Raw genomic sequence first — 19693 nt, 5'->3', positions numbered from 1 at the left:
CCTCAAGTATGTCATCAGTTGAGCCAACGTAATACTGCTCAAGAAAGTGAGAATATAAAATGTAAATGTGTGCCATAAAAAAAAGCCACGGCAACATGGCTTCGGTTGGTGGGAGTTACTGGATTCGAACCAGTGACCCTCTGCTTGTAAGGCAGATGCTCTGAACCAGCTGAGCTAAACTCCCAATATTTCAATGCTCTTTCTGACGGTGACCCTCCCGACTGTAGTCGGGATGCTCTGAACCAGCTGAGCTAAACTCCCAATATTTCAATGCTCTTTCTGACGGTGACCCTCCCGACTGTGGTCGGGATGCTTTGAACCAGCTGAGCTAAACTCCCTTTTTGGGTGCGCAAAATTACACCTTTTTTTGATTCTGCAAAATTATACCCACACACCTATTAAAAAAATAAAAAAATTGGTGTATTGCTTTTTAGTTCAAAATGTTCTACATTAGCCGCGCAATTTAAACCCATCATTTTCAATATGAATACTACCGCACTGTTTTGGCTCTTTCCGGGCTTAACTTTCCCTCCCAAATATCTTTTCTTTCCAATCAGTCAATTATAGCAATTCGTTATAACTAACCAAATCAATTAATTATTAATCAAAAACAACAAACTATGAGAAAATTATTACTGATTTCAGCAATGCTGCTTTTATGGGCGGGAAGCTCATGGGGGCAAAATCTCAACGAAAGCTTTTCTGACGTAACTTTCCCACCTGAAGGATGGGCAAAATATCGCGGAACGAATAACATTGGAACCCTTCGGGATTGGGATAGATATACTTTAAATCCAAGAACTGCTCCTGCTAGTGCATCAGTTAATTATGAAGCCGTTTCAGGTGGATTGGCAGAAGATTGGTTAGTGACTCCGAAGCTTTCAGTCAGCGAAGGTAATAATACCCTGACCTTTTGGATTCGTGACCAGTTTACAACTAACTATGGATCAATACTGTATGTTAAAGCATCAAACGCGTCACAAAATACTCATGCTGACTTCACCGATATAATAAGTTATCCTGAGCCCGGAACAACGTATATTCAAAAAATAGTTGATTTAAGCGCCTATAATGGTCAAGACATTTATATAGCCTTTGTTTGGGTGAATGATGATGGTGATAGGTTATATCTTGATGATGTATCAGGGCCACCAATTTATGTCCCTACAGTACCTGTATTTTCTATAAACCCAATTAGCTGGGATTTTGGTACAGTTGAGGCTCAAGGCATGCCTGTTACCAAAGATTTCATCATTAAAAATGAGGGTGGCGGAACCCTTTCAATTACAGATATTTCGATTTCTACAGTTGTAGCCGCACCCAATGAATTTACATTGGTTAATCCTCCCGCTTCAATTGAACTGGGCCTCTTCGAATCAACAACTCTTACTGTTGCCTTTTCACCCAATAGTCCAGGAGTAAGAACCGCAACCATTGATTTAAACAGCAATGCAAGAATTATAAGAAAAGTGGAACTCACCGGTGCGGGCATTGATCTTACCGGCCTTTTGTTCTCACAGGGTGTGAACTTCAGCGGTACTGCTATTACAAGCACGCTGGATCCGGCATCACAAATAGATTACGAAGGCGCTGATAATTTCTGGAATCTTGACCGCGAAATTAAAAGTGTCAGTTTCTTTGGGCTGGCTTTAAAGTTTATTGGAGGTTCATTTGTTCAGCAAGTTCCAAACCCACAGGAACCATTTATTATCCGTTTCTACAATTATGTTGAAGCTTATGTTCCAGGACTCACAGCCACAACAGCAGGCACATATCAAATAGTATTGTTAGATGATTGGGGCGATGGTTGGAATGGTGGAAAGGTTACGGTTTTTGTTAATGGCAGTGCTGTATTGACTGATCTCACAATTCTTTCTGGCGCTGGCCCTGTATACCATGATTTCATTGTAGAAATTGGAGATGAAATATCAACCATTTACATTCCAGGCTCATGGTCATACGAAAATTATTATGCCATCCTTGATAATGAGGCCAATATAATTGCTGAACAAGGCGGAACTTTTGCAGATCCTGGCGCAACAACACCTTCATCTATTCTGCCCGGAAGTATTCAAGCGCTTGAACCTGACTGGGATAATCCGGCTATTGTTCAGAATGTGCTGGCCAATGTTTCTTCCGATGGAAACTGGGGTTCATACACACTCTATAAATTTGAAGCTGATCTCACGGTTCCGGTCATGATGCAAGATGGCTGGTTCTCGGCTCAGATTGATGTAGCCAATGGTTCAGGTACATGGTTCTTATGGAACAATTCGCTGGATGGTGATGGCTTATCGCATCAGCGCATTCCTGCTGTTCCTGTCAGAAACGGTGTAAGCCGCAGCAGCCAGGATCCTGCATTTGTATCTGCTGATAAAACAGGTTCCGGATACGCAAAAGATCAAAGAAGTGATGACCTTGCTTTTGATTTGATTGCAGAATCAACCCTGATTCCCCTCTCCAACTGGGCGCTTTACCTCGGCATTTTCCTGATTGCTGCATTTGCAATCTTTAGGTTCAGAAGAATGATCTAGACCTGAAATAACTTAGGGTTTTGATCTGCCCTCAAATAGCCACTTCGCAAGGAGTGGCTTTTTTTTGTTCTTACTATTTCGCTTTTCATTATGGGCATGCCAGGCCAGTGTAGCATCAATAAATATTATCTCTGCCTGACTAATTTCTCTCAAGAAACTATGCAGGTTTTTAGTAACCAAATTGCTGTTTGGCAAAACGTTAATGATATGTTAAGATTTTAAAATACACTAAACGCTATGACTTTTTTAACTATATAGAACTTAACTTTGTAATACTTCAGACACACCAGCCAAATTAGCAGCAAGGCTATACCATTCAGGCAAGTATTGAGCTTAAGTAAAAAGGATAATCAACTCAAACAGTGAAACTAAAACCCAAACAATATGAGATGTTTTATTATTATTTCGCTGATTGCATTAGCAGCATTAAATTCTCTTGCCCAGGGCATCCAAATCAGCGCCAACATGATTATAACGCAGGGAGCAGTTATGTATGTGGACGGAAATATCCGTATTGACGATGGTGAACTGCAAGTAGAAGCCAGTTCAGCGCTTAAGTTGAGCAATGGAAAAACCCTGATAGTAAATGATGGCGGCAAACTCACCCTTATGGGTGAGGATGGCAACCCGGTTACTGTTACCTCAGCAGGCTACTTTGTGTTCATCGTCAGCTCCGGTGGAACCATTGGCGGAGATTACGCTACTTTCGAAAGAATGAGTGAAGAAGGGCTACACATCCAGTCAGGCGCTACCATTGATCCGTTATTACCGCTCAACAACAGTATTTTCCAGAGCGGAGCATCAGGCAGCACTTTCCTCACCATCAACAACGGCCAAACACTCACCATTGATGGGGTCGCATTTATTTCAACACCAGGCAATGAGCTTTTCAATGTGGCCAAGACCCTCAACTTTGGTGAAATAACCTTTACTAATTTCAGTGGCAATTTTGCCGGTGAGACTTATGAAAACGACCCCTTTGGTCGAATCCATTGGAGTGTAGTGCCAATGAACCGGCTGGTTGAAAATGTAACCGTTACCAGTGGACAGGAACTCTGTTTTGATGCTGTGCAATGCGTCACTGTGCAGGACCTGGTGGTACAGAACGGTGGTATGATACACCTTGTGGCAGGACAAGCGGTGCTTTTGCTACCTGGAATTCTTGTTGAAGATAACGGCTATCTGCGCGCCTGGATTGATCCTGATGGAATAATTTGCGGCAATGCTAAAGCGGTCGTGGCTGCAAGCAGTCATATTATCCCGGAATTGAAGTATGAAGAATCTTTGCTGTCCAATGCAGATATAAAAATTTACCCCAACCCAACTGCAGGCATTTTTACACTGGAAATCTCACATAATGAAGGCCTCCCGGAAACCATTGTTGAAATTTATGGTACCATGGGAGACCTGATCCGCAAAGTTGAGGTATCGGGCGCTGGGCAGCACCAGTTTGATTTATCGGGTCAGGCCAGGGGAGTTTATATGGTTCGTATGCTGCATGGTGATAAAATTAAAGTGGCAAAAGTGATCAGGAAATAAAGCACTGATAACTTAGCTTTTTCCTGAAAACCAGGCCCTCATTACAAACGAAAATCAACACAAACCATGAAAAACAATATTTATTACATAATCACAATAAAGTTGCTTCTTGCAACAGGTGTTATCTCTTACGCTCAAGGTGTTGCTATCTCTGATAGCATAACAAGCACTCCGGATCCATCTGCAATTCTGGACCTGCAATCAAGTCATCATGGATTTTTACCTCCCCGTTTAAATACGTTGCAGATGAACGCTATTGAAAATCCACCGGCTGGCCTGATGGTTTATAACACGACCGTGAATTCACTTATGTGGTTCAATGGTAGCAGGTGGTTCATGGGTGTGAATATGGATGGCACTGCTTGCGGAACTGTGGAATATGACTCCCGAACCTACACAACAATCATCATAGGATCGCAATGCTGGATGCGTGAGAACCTAGATGCCGGGACTATGATCATTGGAAATATAACCCAGACCAATAATGAGATTGTTGAAAAATATTGCTATAATAATGACCAGGCCAACTGCTTAATATTTGGCGGGCTATATCAATGGGGCGAGGCAATACAATATGAAACTGCTGAAGGCGCCAGGGGAATCTGTCCTATAGGCTGGCATATACCTGCTGATGGGGAATGGAAGGAACTTGAGGGTTATGTTGACAGCCAGTACAGTATTGCCGATCCAATATGGGATAACACCGGGTGGAGAGGTAACGACGCAGGGAAACATTTGAAATCAGTTTCTGGTTGGGTCACAAATGAAGGTTTAGATTCGTACGGATTTTTTGCTTTACCTGGCGGGTTCAGACTCCCAAACTCCACTTTCAGCAGCATAAGCAGTTATGGAAGCTGGTGGACATCTTCAGAGTCCGAACCTGGTCTATCGTTGCAACGCAACTTGTTTCACTTCTTTAACACCATTGAGCGAAAGACCAACAACCCTTTATATGGCTATTCAGTGCGGTGCATCAAAGACTGAACACGGAGGTCATGACCATCGAAAATGACCGATGGCAAACATCCCCTGTCCAGACTTATAGTGCTTAACTGGGCTCTGGATATTCCATCGCTCAGATACATACACATACTGATCAAGCGATCTTCTATCCAAACCCTTTCCCGAAACAAGACCACTCTGGTTCCTTACCCGGCCTTCCTTTATTGGTTAATATACTGACTGACAAATTGTTAATAATTTGTTAAATATTCATTTCATCAGGCCATTCAGCTATTTTGAAGTGTTAATGTAATGGCCTGATTCGCATATACCAGTTTGCTCTGAAACAGCCTTAACACACTGTTTTCAGAGTATTCGCAAATCAAAAATGTTAAACCTTTACTCCATAAGATGAAAAAAATAATACTTCTTTCTATTCTGATGCTTTTGTCAGGCATGATTCATGCGCAAGGCATTAAAATCGGAACCAACATGATCATGACCAGTGGAACCACTATATATGTGGATGGCAATGTTGACATTGACAATGGCGGCGACCTCAAACTTGAATCAGGTTCCATGCTTAAACTAAGCAATGGTAAAACCCTTACGGTTAAAGATGGCGGCAAACTCACTCTTATAGGCGAAGATGGCGACCCTGTTACCGTTACCTCTGCAGGTTACTTTGTATTTATCGTAAGTTCGGGAGGAACCATAGGTGCGGATCACACTACCTTCGAGAAAATGAGCGGCAATGGTTTGAATATCCAGTCAGGTGCTACCATTGACCCGGTATTCCCGCTTAACAACAGTATTTTCAAGAGCGGGGCAGCAGGCAGCACTTTTCTCACCATTAACAACAGTCAGGAAGTAACAATTGATGGTGTAGCATTTATCTCCACACCCGGCAATGAGCTGTACAATGTAGCAAAGACCCTGAATATTGGCCAGGTAACCATTACAAACTTCAGTGGTAACTTCTCAGGCGATGCTTATGATAACGACCCCTTTGGCCGTATAAACTGGGGTGATATACCAATGAACAGGCTGGTTGAAAACGTAACCATTACCAATGGGCAGGAACTCTGTTTTGATGCCCTACAAACCGTTACTGTGCAAGACCTTTTTGTGCAGAGCGGCGGCTCAATCCATCTGGTGGCCGGACAGTCAGTGTTGTTGCTTCCGGGAATTCTCGTTGAAGCCAACGGCTACCTCCGCGTCTGGATTGATACCGATGGTATGTATTGTGCAAACGCCAAAGTCATTGTGGCCGCAGCCGACCAGCCCATTCCTGAGCTAAAATTTGAAGAAGTCTTGCCACTTACTTTGGGCATAAAAGTCTATCCCAATCCCACCACAGGCATTTTCACCCTTGAATTACCTGAAGCAACAGAAAGCGCTGCAGCAAATATTGAGATTTACGGCATAATGGGCGAATTGGTTCAGCAAACCACAATGTTTGGAGAAAGAAGCTACCAGTTCAACCTGAGTGACAAGCCCCGCGGTATCTATATCATTCGCGTGCTGCAAGGTGAGAATCTTTATATGGGAAAAGTGATCAGACGGTAATCAGAATAAATCAAACAATGTCATACAATGCAAAAAATTAAAAATATGAAAACAGCACCACTCATCATTTCATATGCACTTGTTATTTTGGCTCTCACAGGCAAGGCTTTCAGCCAGGGCGTTGCCATCAATAACGACAATTCCGCCCCAGATCCAAGCGCCATGCTGGATGTGAAATCCATAAACAAGGGGCTGCTTGTCCCCCGGATGACGCAGGCACAAAGAATTTCAATCCTTGCCCCTTCCACAGGACTTTTAGTTTACCAGGGAAACAATGCCAGCGGTTTTTACTTTTTCAATGGCACTGAATGGATCCGTCTGTCAGGCTATTCCGAAGGATGGAGCACAACGGGCAATGTAGGAACCAACCCTGAAACAAATTTCATAGGAACTACTGATAACCAGCCACTTAATTTCAGACTAAACAACATCCCTGCCGGCCAATTTGACCCGGACAGAAAAAACTATTTCATCGGCCTCGGTTCCGGGTATTCAAATCTCAATGGGTCAGGAAATATTGCCATTGGAAGTGCGACCCTCATGAACATGGTCAATTCATTCTACAATATTGCCATCGGAGACTCTGCACTGCATTACAATAACAGCCTGCCTGGCTCCAATTTAGCGATAGGCAGGGCTGCGCTCCGCTCCAATTCATCTGGCAGTACGAATATTGGTATTGGCCCGTATGCGCTTTATTCTAATACTGATGGCGATTATAATATTGCAATAGGAAATGGTGCTTTGTTTAAAAACATCAGCGGAATCAGCAATCTTGCCATCGGAAATTCAGCACTCTATTATAATGTAAGCGGTGATTACAATACCGCCATCGGACACAATACGCTGCGCAACAATACTTCAGGACAATATAATACAGCCATTGGATATGAGGTTATGAACAACAATACTGAGGGGAGTTCAAATACCGGCCTGGGTTACCGGGCAACCAGTTCGAATACAACTGGAATAAATAACACAGGCATTGGAGCCTCTGCACTCATAAATAATTCGGTGGGGTATGACAATACTGCAGTTGGTTCAAATGCACTTAAGAATAACCAGGGCCAGGAAAATACAGCCATTGGTTCATTCACATTATATTCAAATATTACTGGTGTCAGCAATATAGCAATAGGAGCCTCTGCTCTTTATAGTAATACGCAAGGTACTGGCAATGTTGCAGTTGGCAACTTTTCGCTATATAGTAACATAAGCGGAGGTTACAATACCACTCTTGGCTTCGGCAATGGCAGTTTCGCTCCTTCTGATATCTATAATACGACCATGCTTGGATTTGGTGCAGGGGATGGTACCATCGCAAACAATCATGTGAATATAGGCAATACCAGTGTTACCTGGATTGGCGGTCAGGTCAACTGGGCTACCTATAGTGATTCCCGGATTAAAAGAGACATTCAGGAGAATGTTCCCGGATTATCCTTCGTCATGAAACTAAAACCGGTTACTTACCGCTACGACATTCACGAACAGAACAAAGTCGTGTATGCTCAAAATTCAGATTCAATTTCATGGCCGGGAAAATATGATATAGAAGCCATCACTCAAACCGGATTCATAGCCCAGGAGGTGGAAACTGCTGCCAGACAAAGCAATTATGATTTCAGCGGAGTAATTTCCCCGGCTCATGAAAACGGTTTGTACAGCATCCGTTATGCAGAATTTGTCGTTCCGCTGGTTAAAGCTGTGCAGGAACAACAGTTAATAATTCAGCACCAGCAGGAAGAAATTGATAAACTTAAGAAACTAACTACTGAAATTGAGGAACTTAAACTAATGATCATTAAAAATAAATAATTCAGATAAAATGAAAATAAGAAGCACTTTCAACAAAATACTGATTTCAAGTATCAGTTTATTTCTGATCAACACATTAGTAAAAGTTAATGCTCAGGGAGTAATAATTACCAATGATCCAAACCCGCCTGTGCCATCCGCTTTACTCCAAACCTTTGGCCTGGGAACCGGTGAAGGAAATGTATTGTTTATGGGAGAGTGGAAAGGCGCTCCTGGTCTTGCACCTGTTTCAGGCCCGGGTACCCGCATGATGTGGTACCCTGACAAGGCTGCTTTCCGAGCTGGTCGTGTTACCGGCACTCAATGGGATTCTGAAAATATTGGTTACTATTCTACAGCAATTGGTTTTAACAATACCGCTTTTGGATGGTTCTCCAATGCATGGGGGTCAGTAACAACAGCTTCTGGTTCCCAATCAACTGCATGGGGATTTAACAGCATTGCTTCAGGTACAAGCGCTACAGCATGGGGTGAGAATACCAGAGCACCCTCATTCGCTGAAACCGCTTTCGGATACAACAACACTTCCTATATTCCGGTCAGTGCTACGGAATGGGTAGCAAGCGACCGTCTGTTTGTGATTGGTAACGGGATATCCGGCAGTAGCGACGCCCTTGTCATGCTGAAAAACGGAAATACCGGATTGGGGGTCTCTGAACCTGCCTATCGCCTGCAGGCTGATGGTAGTATTTATGCCACTACTTCATGGTGGGCCATTCGGGGAGTTAAGACCGGGACTACCGGAACTTTCCCCGGAGTTTGGGGAGAGACGGAATCAGCATCGGCCAATGCTACTGGTATCAGGGGGTTTGCACTGAACACCTCATCAGGAGCGGGTTCAGCCGGGGTTTATGGCAAGAATTTCAGTACTACCAATGCAAATTATGGTGTGTTCGGTGAATCAGTTTCTATTTTTGGTCGCGGAGTTTATGGACTAGCGTCTGCAACTTCAGGAACAAATTATGGAGTTTATGGCAGGTCCATCAGCCCGGATGGCGTTGGGGTTTATGGTCAGAATCTCAGTAGCAGTGGGGCTGGTGGCCAATTTGTGGGAACCAATTTAGGTTTGAAAGTATCTGCCACAGGAGATAACAGTGAGGACGCAATTGCTTTTCTTGCAGAGTCAAAAGGTACTACTTTGTCGTATTACAGAATCGGTGGTTACTTTGACGTTAACAATGAAGGTAATTATCATTATGCCGTTTATGCTATTGCTCAAGGTTCTTTTGGTTACGGTGGCTATTTTAGCAGCCCTGGCTGGGCCGCTAGTTTTTATGGAGATGTCAAAATCTCAGGAACTCTTTACGGAGGATCAGACAAGAGACTATATCGAAATATGAATAAAATAGATAACAGTCTCGAAAAAATCAACCGGTTACAGGCATATTCGTATGATTATAAATCGGATGAATATGTTTTTATGAACCTGTCAAAAGGCCGTCAATTTGGTTTCATTGCACAGGAAGTAGAGCAGATCTTCCCCGAACTGGTAAAAGATATGCATGACCCCGGATCCAATCAAATAGAAGAACAGAAAGGAAACCATTATGAGGCCGTTGATTACAAAGGCATTAATTACATCGGGCTAATTCCAGTGCTGACCGAAGCCATCAAAGAGCAACAGCAAATAATAAACGCTCAGCACGAGATGATCAACGACCTGATGAGTCGTGTTTCAAAAATTGAACAGCAAAATAATTAATAAAACACCAAGCAAGTAATCTTTATGAAAAAACCGATTACAAATTTGTCTTTTATCTACAGGCAAATGTTGATTTTCATCCTATCTGTAATGATGTCATCCGCAACATTTTCACAGGGCGTAGTCATCTCCGATGATGCAAACGCCACCCCTCACAGTTCAGCCATGCTGGATGTGCAATCCACTGAAAAAGGATTTCTGCCTCCGCGTATGACAACTTCCGACCGGATTGCCATGATAGGTCAGGCCAATGGGCTAGTTGTTTACGATACCGATGTAGAATCACTTTTCCTGTATAACGGAACCGGATGGTTGACGCTGGTTACAAATAGTGGAAACCAATGGGAATCGGATGGAGGCAATATTTTCCGAAATACCGGAAATGTAGGTATTGGAACCTCCAATCCGCAATATCCTTTGCATCTATTAGGAGGCGTCGGAGTGAGTTGGCATGTGGAGAGAACTGGTGGCGCATTGCTCAGGGGCACTGCCAACCTCAATGATGCGTCGGTAGGCACCCAGAATAACACAGCATTGAGGTTGGTTACCAATAATGCGGTACGAATGCATGTGGGCACAGATGGCAATATTGGCATAGGCACTGTGAGTCCAGGCACAAGGCTGCATATTGTTGGTGATTTGAGGATACAGGACGGCACACAGGGGGGCGGAAAAATCCTTACAAGCGATCCGGATGGAAATGCGGCCTGGGAACCAACTATCTGGAACCAGGTAGCTAATACCAGCGACATCTACTACGAAAACGGTAATGTAGGAATCGGGCAAAATGCTCCATTATTCCCCCTGCATATTTTGGATAACCAAACTCAGCGTGGTGTATATGTTGATCACACTGCTACAGCAGGCACAAGCTACGGAATTTGGGCGCGCTCAGCAGCCATAAGTGGTACCGGTGTCAGGGGGAGTGTACTTCATGGAACAGGAATCACCTATGGCATCTATGGCGAAACTGAAAGCACTGCGGGCACTGGTGTCTTTGCGATGTCAAATGCAACGACCGGAACAGCATACGGTGTGCAGGCTTATGCTGCAAGTTCATCAGGAAGGGCTATTTATGGGTTTGCTACTGCAACGAGCGGAACCAGTTATGGCGTTTATGGCAGAACCAACAGCGCTTCAGGTTATGCCGGTTATTTCCAGGGTGGCAGGAATTACTTCCAGGGAAATGTCGGTATTGGTGAAACCTCACCTACAGTTCCTCTCCATATAAAGAGTGGGACTTCAGAAATAAAAATCAGTGCTTCGGAAATCAGTAAACCTGACAATACAATGTTTGTCATTTCTTCAGGAAATGATATGAAAATTGAATCAGGTTCAGAGTTGATTCTGGACTCAGGAACCGACATGGACTTGATGGCTTCATCAGACTTTACTCTAGGATCACAAACTATAACCATAGGATCAAACAGTTCGACTTCAATTAATAGTAACCAAAACATAAATCTGTCTGCAAGCACTCTCATTAATATGAACAGCGGTACTGTTTATGTTGTTGGCACAAGTGGCGTTGGTATAAAAACAGCTGCGGTGGGTACGTGGGCGCTGGCAGTGAATGGCAATGCAGCCAAGACGGGTGGCGGCGCGTGGTCTGTATTTTCCGATGCCAGGCTGAAACATTCTATTGAGCCGATTCAGCCCGGTATGCTTGATCAACTTCTAAAACTCAAAGGCTACACATTCGAATATAAACCCGAAGCCATTGAAAACCGCCTCGCGCTTCCCGGCAGGCAAACCGGATTAATAGCGCAGGAAGTGCAGCGGATTTTCCCGGATTGGGTAGATGCCGATAATGAGGGTTACCTGTTTGTATCCGAAAGAGGCTTAACTGCTATTTTGGTAGAAGCAATCCGCGAACTCAGGTTAGAAAAAGATACGGAAATTGAGTCTCTTAAAACCCGGCTCGAAACGCTTGAAGCATTTTTAGATTTGCCAGATGAGCAGGCTAATAAACGCGTTTCACTTGATTAATAGCAATTGGCAATCTATATTTCTCCGTTTCAAAGAAGGGCCTATCGGGGAAAAGTTGGCAATAGGCAATGAGCAGTTGGCAAAACAACAAAATCAGTAACATTGTATTACTGCATCACTGCATCACAAAAAAGCGATCCCATACCCTTGACTCGCTGCCCAGTTTCTGCATGAAGAAGAAAGCATACAATCTCGGTATTTCAGAAAAAAATTTATCCATACTTTTGGGTCATGGAAATACATTTAGAAGACCTGGGGCTGAACAGCAAACTTCAGCAATTATGGGTTGATCAAAACCCCGACAACCTTGAAATCGGAAGAATAATTGCCGAATACAAGGAACGATACCTTGTTAAGACATCCGAAGGCGAATTTGAAGCGGAAATAACCGGGAACATGCGGTTTACAGCCGGCAGACGGGAAGATTTTCCTGCCGTGGGAGATTGGGTTGCTTTGGTTATCTATGATCATGATTTCGCAGTGATCCATAAAATATTGCCAAGGTTTTCTGTTTTGAAACGCAGGGCAGTCGGTGTTTCGGGCGACATACAGCTAATCGCAACGAATATTGATTTCGCGTTCCTTGTACAGGCTGCCGACCGGGATTTTAACATTAACCGCCTCGAAAGGTTTCTTACCATTTGCTATTCAGGCAAGGTGGTGCCGATTATTGTCCTGACCAAAACCGACCTGACAGACAATCAAAGAATTTCAGAATTGTTTGACAGCATTAAGGATCGGATAAAAAATGTTCCTGTACTTGCAATAAGCAACGAAACCCTGGACGGTATGGAAGCCTTGAGTAATCTTATCGAAAAGGGGAAAACCTACTGTATGCTCGGCTCTTCAGGAGTTGGTAAATCCACCTTGCTGAATAATCTTTCCGGCCGGGACATCATGAAAACAAGTGAGATCAGCCAGAGTTCGCAAAGGGGGCGGCATGTTACCAGCCACCGTGAACTGACTGTGCTAACAAACGGAGGAATAATCATTGACAACCCCGGTATGCGGGAAGTTGGAATTGCCGATGTATCTGGTGGATTGGAAGCTACTTTTAACTCCATCATCAGCCTTTCCGGAAACTGCAGGTTCAAAGATTGCACGCATACACATGAAGTTGGCTGCTCTATCCTGGCGGCGCTTGATAGTGGGGAATTGGATCCGGCATCCTATGATAACTACCTGAAAATGGAGAAAGAAAAATCGCATTTTGAAACTACCGTGGCCGAGAAACGTAAAAAGGAAAAGATTTTCGGGAAAATCATTAAGAACTATCTTGATAAGGACATTAAGCAAAGAAAGCCCTGAATTGGGTTGCATTTGGACTTCCCAGCCTCAACCAGATTTATCTCATAAACTTCATGAAGTAGATAGCCTCATTTCCAAAAAGCTGAATGATAAACAGTCCTTTCCCCAGTGATGACACATTTACTGGTGAGGAAATTGTTTCCCCTTCCAATAATACTGCCCCGCTTATCGAGAAAATTCTGTATTCCATCTCAGGTGCAAAGCGGATTGTCAGCAAGTCGTCTTTTAAACTTATTTGTGGCTTTTTCAGAGCATTTTCAGTTGGCAAACCCAGTGGATCCCATACATAATAATAAGCTTCTGACATCTTTTTGCACCCATGCGAGTCAGTAAATTCAAAACTATACCAAGCTGTGGTATCAGGGATCAGGTATTGTCCGGTTGCTCCTGGAATGATATCGTCTCCGGCATACCACTGCCCAGGAAATACAGAGGTGTATAAAGTGTCGGCAATTTGTGTGATGACAGGAAGTGGTGCTACATGCACAATTACCGGTAAATCAATGCTGTACTGCACATAGTTGGGGCAAAGCTCAGGCGAACCGCTCACGGCATAAACTCCTGTTTCCTGGACTCCGTATACCGGACTGTTCGCTCCAAATATCGGCACTCCATTGCGATACCACTGAACGTTGTTATGGTATGGGAGCATCACTTCAAAAAAAAGTTCATGGTATTCACACAATTCCCAGCCAACACCAGGGGTAAACCAGAATCCTTGTCCATAATTTGAAACCACCAAGGGATTGAAAAGCCAGCCATCAACAAGAATTGAAGGCGACATGGCTGATTGTGCTCCCTGAGTAACAAACACTGTGAAGTTGTAACCGGCATCGTTATATCCAACCACTAGGGTCTGAAAAACAGCGCCTGGTATAATGTTCCCGTTTTTATACCACTGGTAAGTGTCGTATTCCTGTGTTTCAAGGGTTACTTGCTCTCCCGGGCACAGGATCACATTACCATTGATGATGGTGGGGTTTAATCCTCCTCCGTTTGAAGCATGAAGCAGAACCGGTAAAATGATTAACAACAGGTATCCGCTAAAAGGTCTGATATTTTTCATGATGACAAATTTTGTTACGGCATTTTGGATTTGCTGGTGCTAAAGGTATTAATAAAATTCCTACTTCATGTAAATGATGAAACAGATTAGCCTGGTTGCATTATAAGCGAAGAATAAATTAATTCCGGAGTTTAACATGATTGGCCAGTCGAATTCTCCTATCTATCAGGTTGCCGAAAGACAATTGACAGATATTTATTTGGAGCTATTCATGCGAACTTCTTTCTAACATGATAGCAAATAAACAACTTCCTAAAAAATATATTCAATTCTTATTGCATTGCGGCTCAAAATCCCCTAAATTGCGCCCTGCTTACCGGATATTATTTACCATCATAATAACCGCAATGAAAAATCCCTTCCTAATCAATTGCTTTCTAATTGTTTGCAATATTAACATCGTTTTAGCGCAGCAAGGTAGTGTAGCCACAGGAGGTGAGGCTACTGGTACCGGCGGCACATTGAGTTATTCTGTCGGACAGACGGATTATCTCGTGTACAGTTCCGAACACGGCAGCTTAAGCTTTGGCTTGCAGCAATCCTGGACACTGAGTGTTCCACCGCTGCTTGAAATCCCTGCTATCATTATTAGCGACAACGAAGCATTATGTTTCAATGCCACAGAAACCGTAATTGTTGCCGGCGATGGCAAACATTTTATTGTTCAGGACGGAGGAAATGTAGATATAATTGCAGGGCAAAACATTCTTATGAAGTATGGAACCTCCGTTGAATCCGGCGGCAACCTGCATGCTTATATCTCCGATGTTTGGTGCGAACAGCCTGAAAGCCTTCTTGCATCCTTCTTTGAAGAACCTCTTCCAACCCGGCAAATTGTTGAACCGGAAACAAATGATTCTTTCTTCAAAATTTATCCCAATCCCACCACAGGAGATTTCACCCTTGAACTGCTGGAGTTTGAAGAATATTCAAACATCAAGGTTGAAATTTATAGTGCGCAGGGACATCTTGTGCTTGGAAAAGAACTTCCTGCAAAGAAACTCTATCACTTCAATTTAACTGAAAGGCAGCCGGGAATCTACATGGTGAGTGTACTTAAAGATAAAGAAATCGGAGTTTATAAAATCATTAAACAATAAACCCTAAAGTCCCCGTAAGGAATGGGTTTGTATATAGATCAGGACTAATAACTGATTCACAGTCTTTACAGAACCTTTAAGTGGTCAAAAAACTCAACAATTTATCCATCAAAAACTAGAAATCGTGCTAAAAATTTTTACAACAACAATCTTCGCTGCAATCTGTATCAGCGTTATGGCACAAGTGCCACAGGGCATCAGCCACCAGGCTGTGATCCGTGATGCCAATAATGCATTGGTAACTGAATCGCCGATAGGTATTCAGGTAAGCATTCTCCAGGGTGCTCCCGCGGGTGTTGTGGTTTATTCTGAAACCCACACCCCGCAAAGCAACGCCAACGGCCTTATCACTTTCATCATCGGCCAGGGTCTAACGATAAATGGTGTTTTTGCGGAAATAGACTGGGCTGAAACTCCATATTTTATCAAAATTGAGGCTGATCCACAAGGTGGCAGCAATTACACGATTGAGGGAGTTAGCCAAATTCTCAGTGTGCCTTACGCTTTGCATTCATCGGCATTAACACTTACTTCGGCAAATGGGTTTCAATACAATCTCAGTATTGATGATTATGGAAATTTTAGCTCGCAATTAATTCCCGGCCAACCTTGTCCCGGATTGCCAACTGTTTCTGACATTGATGGCAATGTGTACAATACAGTCATGATAGGCAATCAATGCTGGATGCGGGAAAACCTGAAAACCACCAAATACAGCGATGGCACCCCAATTGAATATCCGGGAAATGATAATGAGGCATGGGCAGTTAATACAAATGGCGCTTATAGCTGGTATGATAATGACCTGGCTTATAAAAATGATTATGGAGCGCTCTACAACTGGCATGCTGTCGGAAACAGCAAGGGACTTTGTCCTTCGGGTTGGAAAGTGCCAAGCCATGAAGAATTTAGCATCCTGGAAGGTACAGTTGACAGTCAGTATGGCGTTGGAGATCCCATCTGGGATATAGTTGACTGGAGAGGGTATGATGTAGGTAAAATTTTAAAATCAACAACACTTTGGTTAGAGGAAGGAAAGGGAACTGATGATTTTGGCGCCTCCATTGTTCCGGCAAGCCGAAGGGTGTTCAACGGCAATTACGGTACTTTAGGTGATTATGCTTTTATCTGGCTGGAAGAGTCCTTTAATGATGACTTTGCCTGGAGTCGCTACCTGAGCGCCGATTCTGACAATACCAGATATGGGTATTATCTTAAAGAAGATGGCCGCACTGTGCGTTGCCTGCAGGGCGAGGCACTACTTACACCAAGAGTTTCTACATCGCCTGTAACAAATATTTCTTTGAATAATGCCACTTCAGGAGGCAATGTAACCAATGAAGGTGGATCTCCGGTTTTGTCCCGTGGTGTTGTCTGGAGCGCCAGCCCCAATCCAACCTTGGAGGATAACTTTACCGAAGATGGCACAGGCACCGGTTCATTTATCTCTGAAATTACTGGCCTGACCCATGCCACTGATTATTATGTACGGGCTTATGCTACCAACGATTTTGGGATTGCTTATGGCAATGAAGTGAATTTTACGACCCAAAGTGGTGAAATTTCACTTAGCACAAATCCAGTAACAGATATCATGGCATTCTCAGCAACCTCCGGTGGCGACATCACTTCTGATGGTGGCTCTGCTGTTTCGGCCCGTGGTGTTGTCTGGAGCATCAACCCCAACCCAACCTTAGCGGATAATTTTACCGAAGATGGCGCAGGAACAGGTTCGTATATCTCTGAAATTACTGGTCTGATCCAAGACACTGAATACTATGTGCGGGCTTATGCCACCAATGCGTTAGGAACTCAATACGGCAATGAATTCAATTTTTCGACTCAAAATGGTGAAATTTCACTTACCACAAATACGGTAACAAATATTATGGCATTATCTGCAACTTCCGGTGGCGACATTACATCCGATGGTGGTGCTCCTGTTTCGGCCCGTGGTATTGTCTGGAGCACCAACCCCAATCCAACATTAGCGGATAATTTCACCGAAGATGGCACAGGCACAGGTTCGTATAACTCAGAAATTACTGGTCTGATACAGGCTACTGAATATTATGTGCGGGCTTATGCTACCAATGCGATAGGTAGTGAATACGGCAATGAATTCAATTTTACTACACAGGATGGAGTAATTGTGCTCACAACAAATGAGGTTACTGATATAACTAATATTGCTGCAAGTTCAGGCGGTAATATCGCAAGTGATGGTGGCGCTTATGTTATTTCCCGCGGTGTAGTCTGGAGCACATCAGAAAACCCAACAATAAATGATAACGACGGTATAAGCAGCGACGGAACCGGAATCGGAGAGTATATCAGCAATCTTACAGGACTTAATGTCAGCACAGTTTATTATGCCAGGGCTTATGCTAACAACGCCGTGGATACCTATTACGGTTCAAATCAAACTTTCAGAACCTATCATGATATGCTGACTGATTTTGATGGAAATACCTATGGAACAGTTCTTATTGGCACACAGGAATGGATGGCTGAAAACCTCAAAACCACACATTACCGCAATGGTACTGCCATTGAAAATCCAACAGGCAACTCGGATTGGATCGCTAACACCAGTGGCGCTTACGCCTGGTACGACAACGATATCTCATGGAAAGACAGTTATGGTGCACTATATAACTGGTTTGCCGTGACAAATGCCAATGCGCTTTGCCCATTGGGATGGCAGGTACCAACAGGTGCAGATTTCACTATTTTAACGAACTTATTTGGTGGCATCTATAACGGCGGCGGACATTTGAAAAGCACACGCACAGACCCCGATCCACATCCAAGGTGGGAAAGCCCCAACGTAGGCGCAACCAACGAAAGCAATTGGTCAGGCCTTCCAGGCGGACGCCGTCATACCGATGGACAATTCATGTTAATTGGCTATTACGGTACCGGGTGGACCTCTAATGAGCACTCGGAATCCACTGCCTGGACCCACTACTTGTACAATTCGGGCAATTATTCAGTCATTGACTACTACCCTAAGGTTAATGGGTTTTCTGTTCGTTGTATCAAATCCGAAACAACCTCCTCAGTAGTACCCTCAGTTACAACATCTCCTATCATAGAAATTACTTCCAATTCAGCAACAAGTGGTGGTAACGTATATAATGATGGTGGCGCAGAAGTTACTGCCAGAGGTATCGTTTGGAGTTCCACCGCAAATCCGACAATTGAGACCAATGAAGGGATCACTTTGAATGAAAGTGGCATAGGTGTTTTCATGAGCACACTCACATCTCTTACTCCAGAAACAATCTACTATGTTCGTGCTTACGCCACCAATAGTGTTGGAACAGCTTATGGGGATGAGTTGAGTTTTACAACGGATGCTCCTCCTTTTGTATGCGGAACATCAACCATTACTGATATTGACAACAACATTTACAACACCGTGCTTATAGGCAACCAGTGCTGGATGAAAGAAAACCTGAAAACCACTAAATATCGAAACGATAATCCAATAGAATATCCTGGCTCAGATAACAACGCTTGGACAACCAATACATCCGGGGCTTATACCTGGTATGATAATAACATTGGCTGGAAAGAAAGCTATGGTGCTTTGTATAACTGGAATGCTGTAAACAATGCCAATGGTTTATGTCCATCGGGATGGCATGTGCCAACAGATGCAGAATACACTGCCATGACTGACTATTTGGGCGGCACAAGTGTAGCCGGCGGAAAAATGAAGAGCACACTTACAGCCCCCGATCCGCACCCTCGGTGGGAAAGCCCCAACACAGGCGCCACCAACGAAAGTAACTGGTCCGGTCTTCCTGGCGGTTTCCGTTACGACTCTGGTAGTTTCATCCATTTAGGCTTATACGGCATTGTGTGGTCTTCTACTGAGGTCCATAGCACTGGAGCCTGGCTCCTCCAACTGTCTTATCAAGAGGTCAGTGTGCTCGGGTACGGCTACGGCAAGGCTTATGGGTTTTCTGTGCGTTGCTTAAAGGATTAGCTATTTTTTGCATTTAAGAGGCAAGGAGCGAAGCCTGATAATTTTTGATCTGAAAGAAAGCTGGGTTTGCTGATTCGTTTATTAAAATAATCAGATAAAGGAGTTCAGTGAAAGAGAAGTAATACTACC

General features: G+C 43.7%; 11 protein-coding genes and 1 tRNA gene. 10 read left to right on the top strand and 2 right to left on the bottom strand.

Going from position 1 to position 19693, the window contains the following annotated elements; all coding sequences use genetic code 11:
- Window positions 1-106: 106 nt before the first annotated feature.
- Window positions 107-184: transfer RNA gene (locus tag IH597_12385), tRNA-Val, on the bottom strand.
- 436 nt (window positions 185-620) lie between these two features.
- Here IH597_12385 and IH597_12380 point away from each other — a divergent pair.
- The 8 genes from IH597_12380 to rsgA all read left to right on the top strand — a co-directional run bounded on the left by IH597_12380 (window position 621) and on the right by rsgA (window position 13401).
- Entirely contained in the window at window positions 621-2534 is a 1914-nt protein-coding gene (locus tag IH597_12380; GenBank protein ID MBE0663248.1) for a choice-of-anchor J domain-containing protein, read from the top strand.
- Window positions 2535-2918: 384 nt separating this feature from the next.
- Window positions 2919-4073, top strand: coding sequence for a T9SS type A sorting domain-containing protein (locus IH597_12375; GenBank protein ID MBE0663247.1), 1155 nt, complete (start codon window positions 2919-2921; stop codon window positions 4071-4073).
- 66 nt (window positions 4074-4139) lie between these two features.
- On the top strand, window positions 4140-5057 hold the full coding sequence (locus IH597_12370) for a hypothetical protein (protein MBE0663246.1): 918 nt from the start codon (window positions 4140-4142) through the stop codon (window positions 5055-5057).
- Window positions 5058-5426: 369 nt separating this feature from the next.
- Window positions 5427-6584: a T9SS type A sorting domain-containing protein gene (locus tag IH597_12365; protein ID MBE0663245.1), complete on the top strand. Its 1158-nt coding sequence runs from the start codon at window positions 5427-5429 to the stop codon at window positions 6582-6584.
- A gap of 45 nt (window positions 6585-6629) precedes the next feature.
- Complete coding sequence (locus IH597_12360) at window positions 6630-8402, top strand: tail fiber domain-containing protein (protein ID MBE0663244.1); 1773 nt, start codon at window positions 6630-6632, stop codon at window positions 8400-8402.
- A 10-nt stretch (window positions 8403-8412) separates the two neighbouring features.
- Window positions 8413-10104, top strand: coding sequence for a tail fiber domain-containing protein (locus IH597_12355; GenBank protein MBE0663243.1), 1692 nt, complete (start codon window positions 8413-8415; stop codon window positions 10102-10104).
- Between the two features lie 24 nt (window positions 10105-10128).
- Window positions 10129-12093, top strand: coding sequence for a tail fiber domain-containing protein (locus tag IH597_12350; GenBank protein MBE0663242.1), 1965 nt, complete (start codon window positions 10129-10131; stop codon window positions 12091-12093).
- 237 nt (window positions 12094-12330) lie between these two features.
- A complete protein-coding gene (gene rsgA, locus IH597_12345) occupies window positions 12331-13401 on the top strand; it encodes a ribosome small subunit-dependent GTPase A (protein ID MBE0663241.1) in 1071 nt (356 codons plus the stop codon).
- 37 nt (window positions 13402-13438) lie between these two features.
- Here rsgA and IH597_12340 read toward each other — a convergent pair whose 3' ends face one another.
- Entirely contained in the window at window positions 13439-14467 is a 1029-nt protein-coding gene (locus IH597_12340) for a hypothetical protein (protein ID MBE0663240.1), read from the bottom strand.
- A 347-nt stretch (window positions 14468-14814) separates the two neighbouring features.
- Here IH597_12340 and IH597_12335 point away from each other — a divergent pair, with 347 nt between their 5' ends.
- Complete coding sequence (locus IH597_12335; GenBank protein ID MBE0663239.1) at window positions 14815-15567, top strand: T9SS type A sorting domain-containing protein; 753 nt, start codon at window positions 14815-14817, stop codon at window positions 15565-15567.
- A 124-nt stretch (window positions 15568-15691) separates the two neighbouring features.
- Window positions 15692-19564: a hypothetical protein gene (locus tag IH597_12330; protein MBE0663238.1), complete on the top strand. Its 3873-nt coding sequence runs from the start codon at window positions 15692-15694 to the stop codon at window positions 19562-19564.
- The last annotated feature ends 129 nt before the right edge of the window (window positions 19565-19693 follow it).

The sequence above is a fragment of the Bacteroidales bacterium genome (assembly GCA_014860575.1).
In the GTDB taxonomy this organism is placed as follows: Bacteria; Bacteroidota; Bacteroidia; order Bacteroidales; family JAAYJT01; genus JAAYJT01.
The sequence above is the reverse complement of the archived record's forward strand: the minus strand, read 5'-3'. Positions and strand labels throughout refer to the sequence as shown.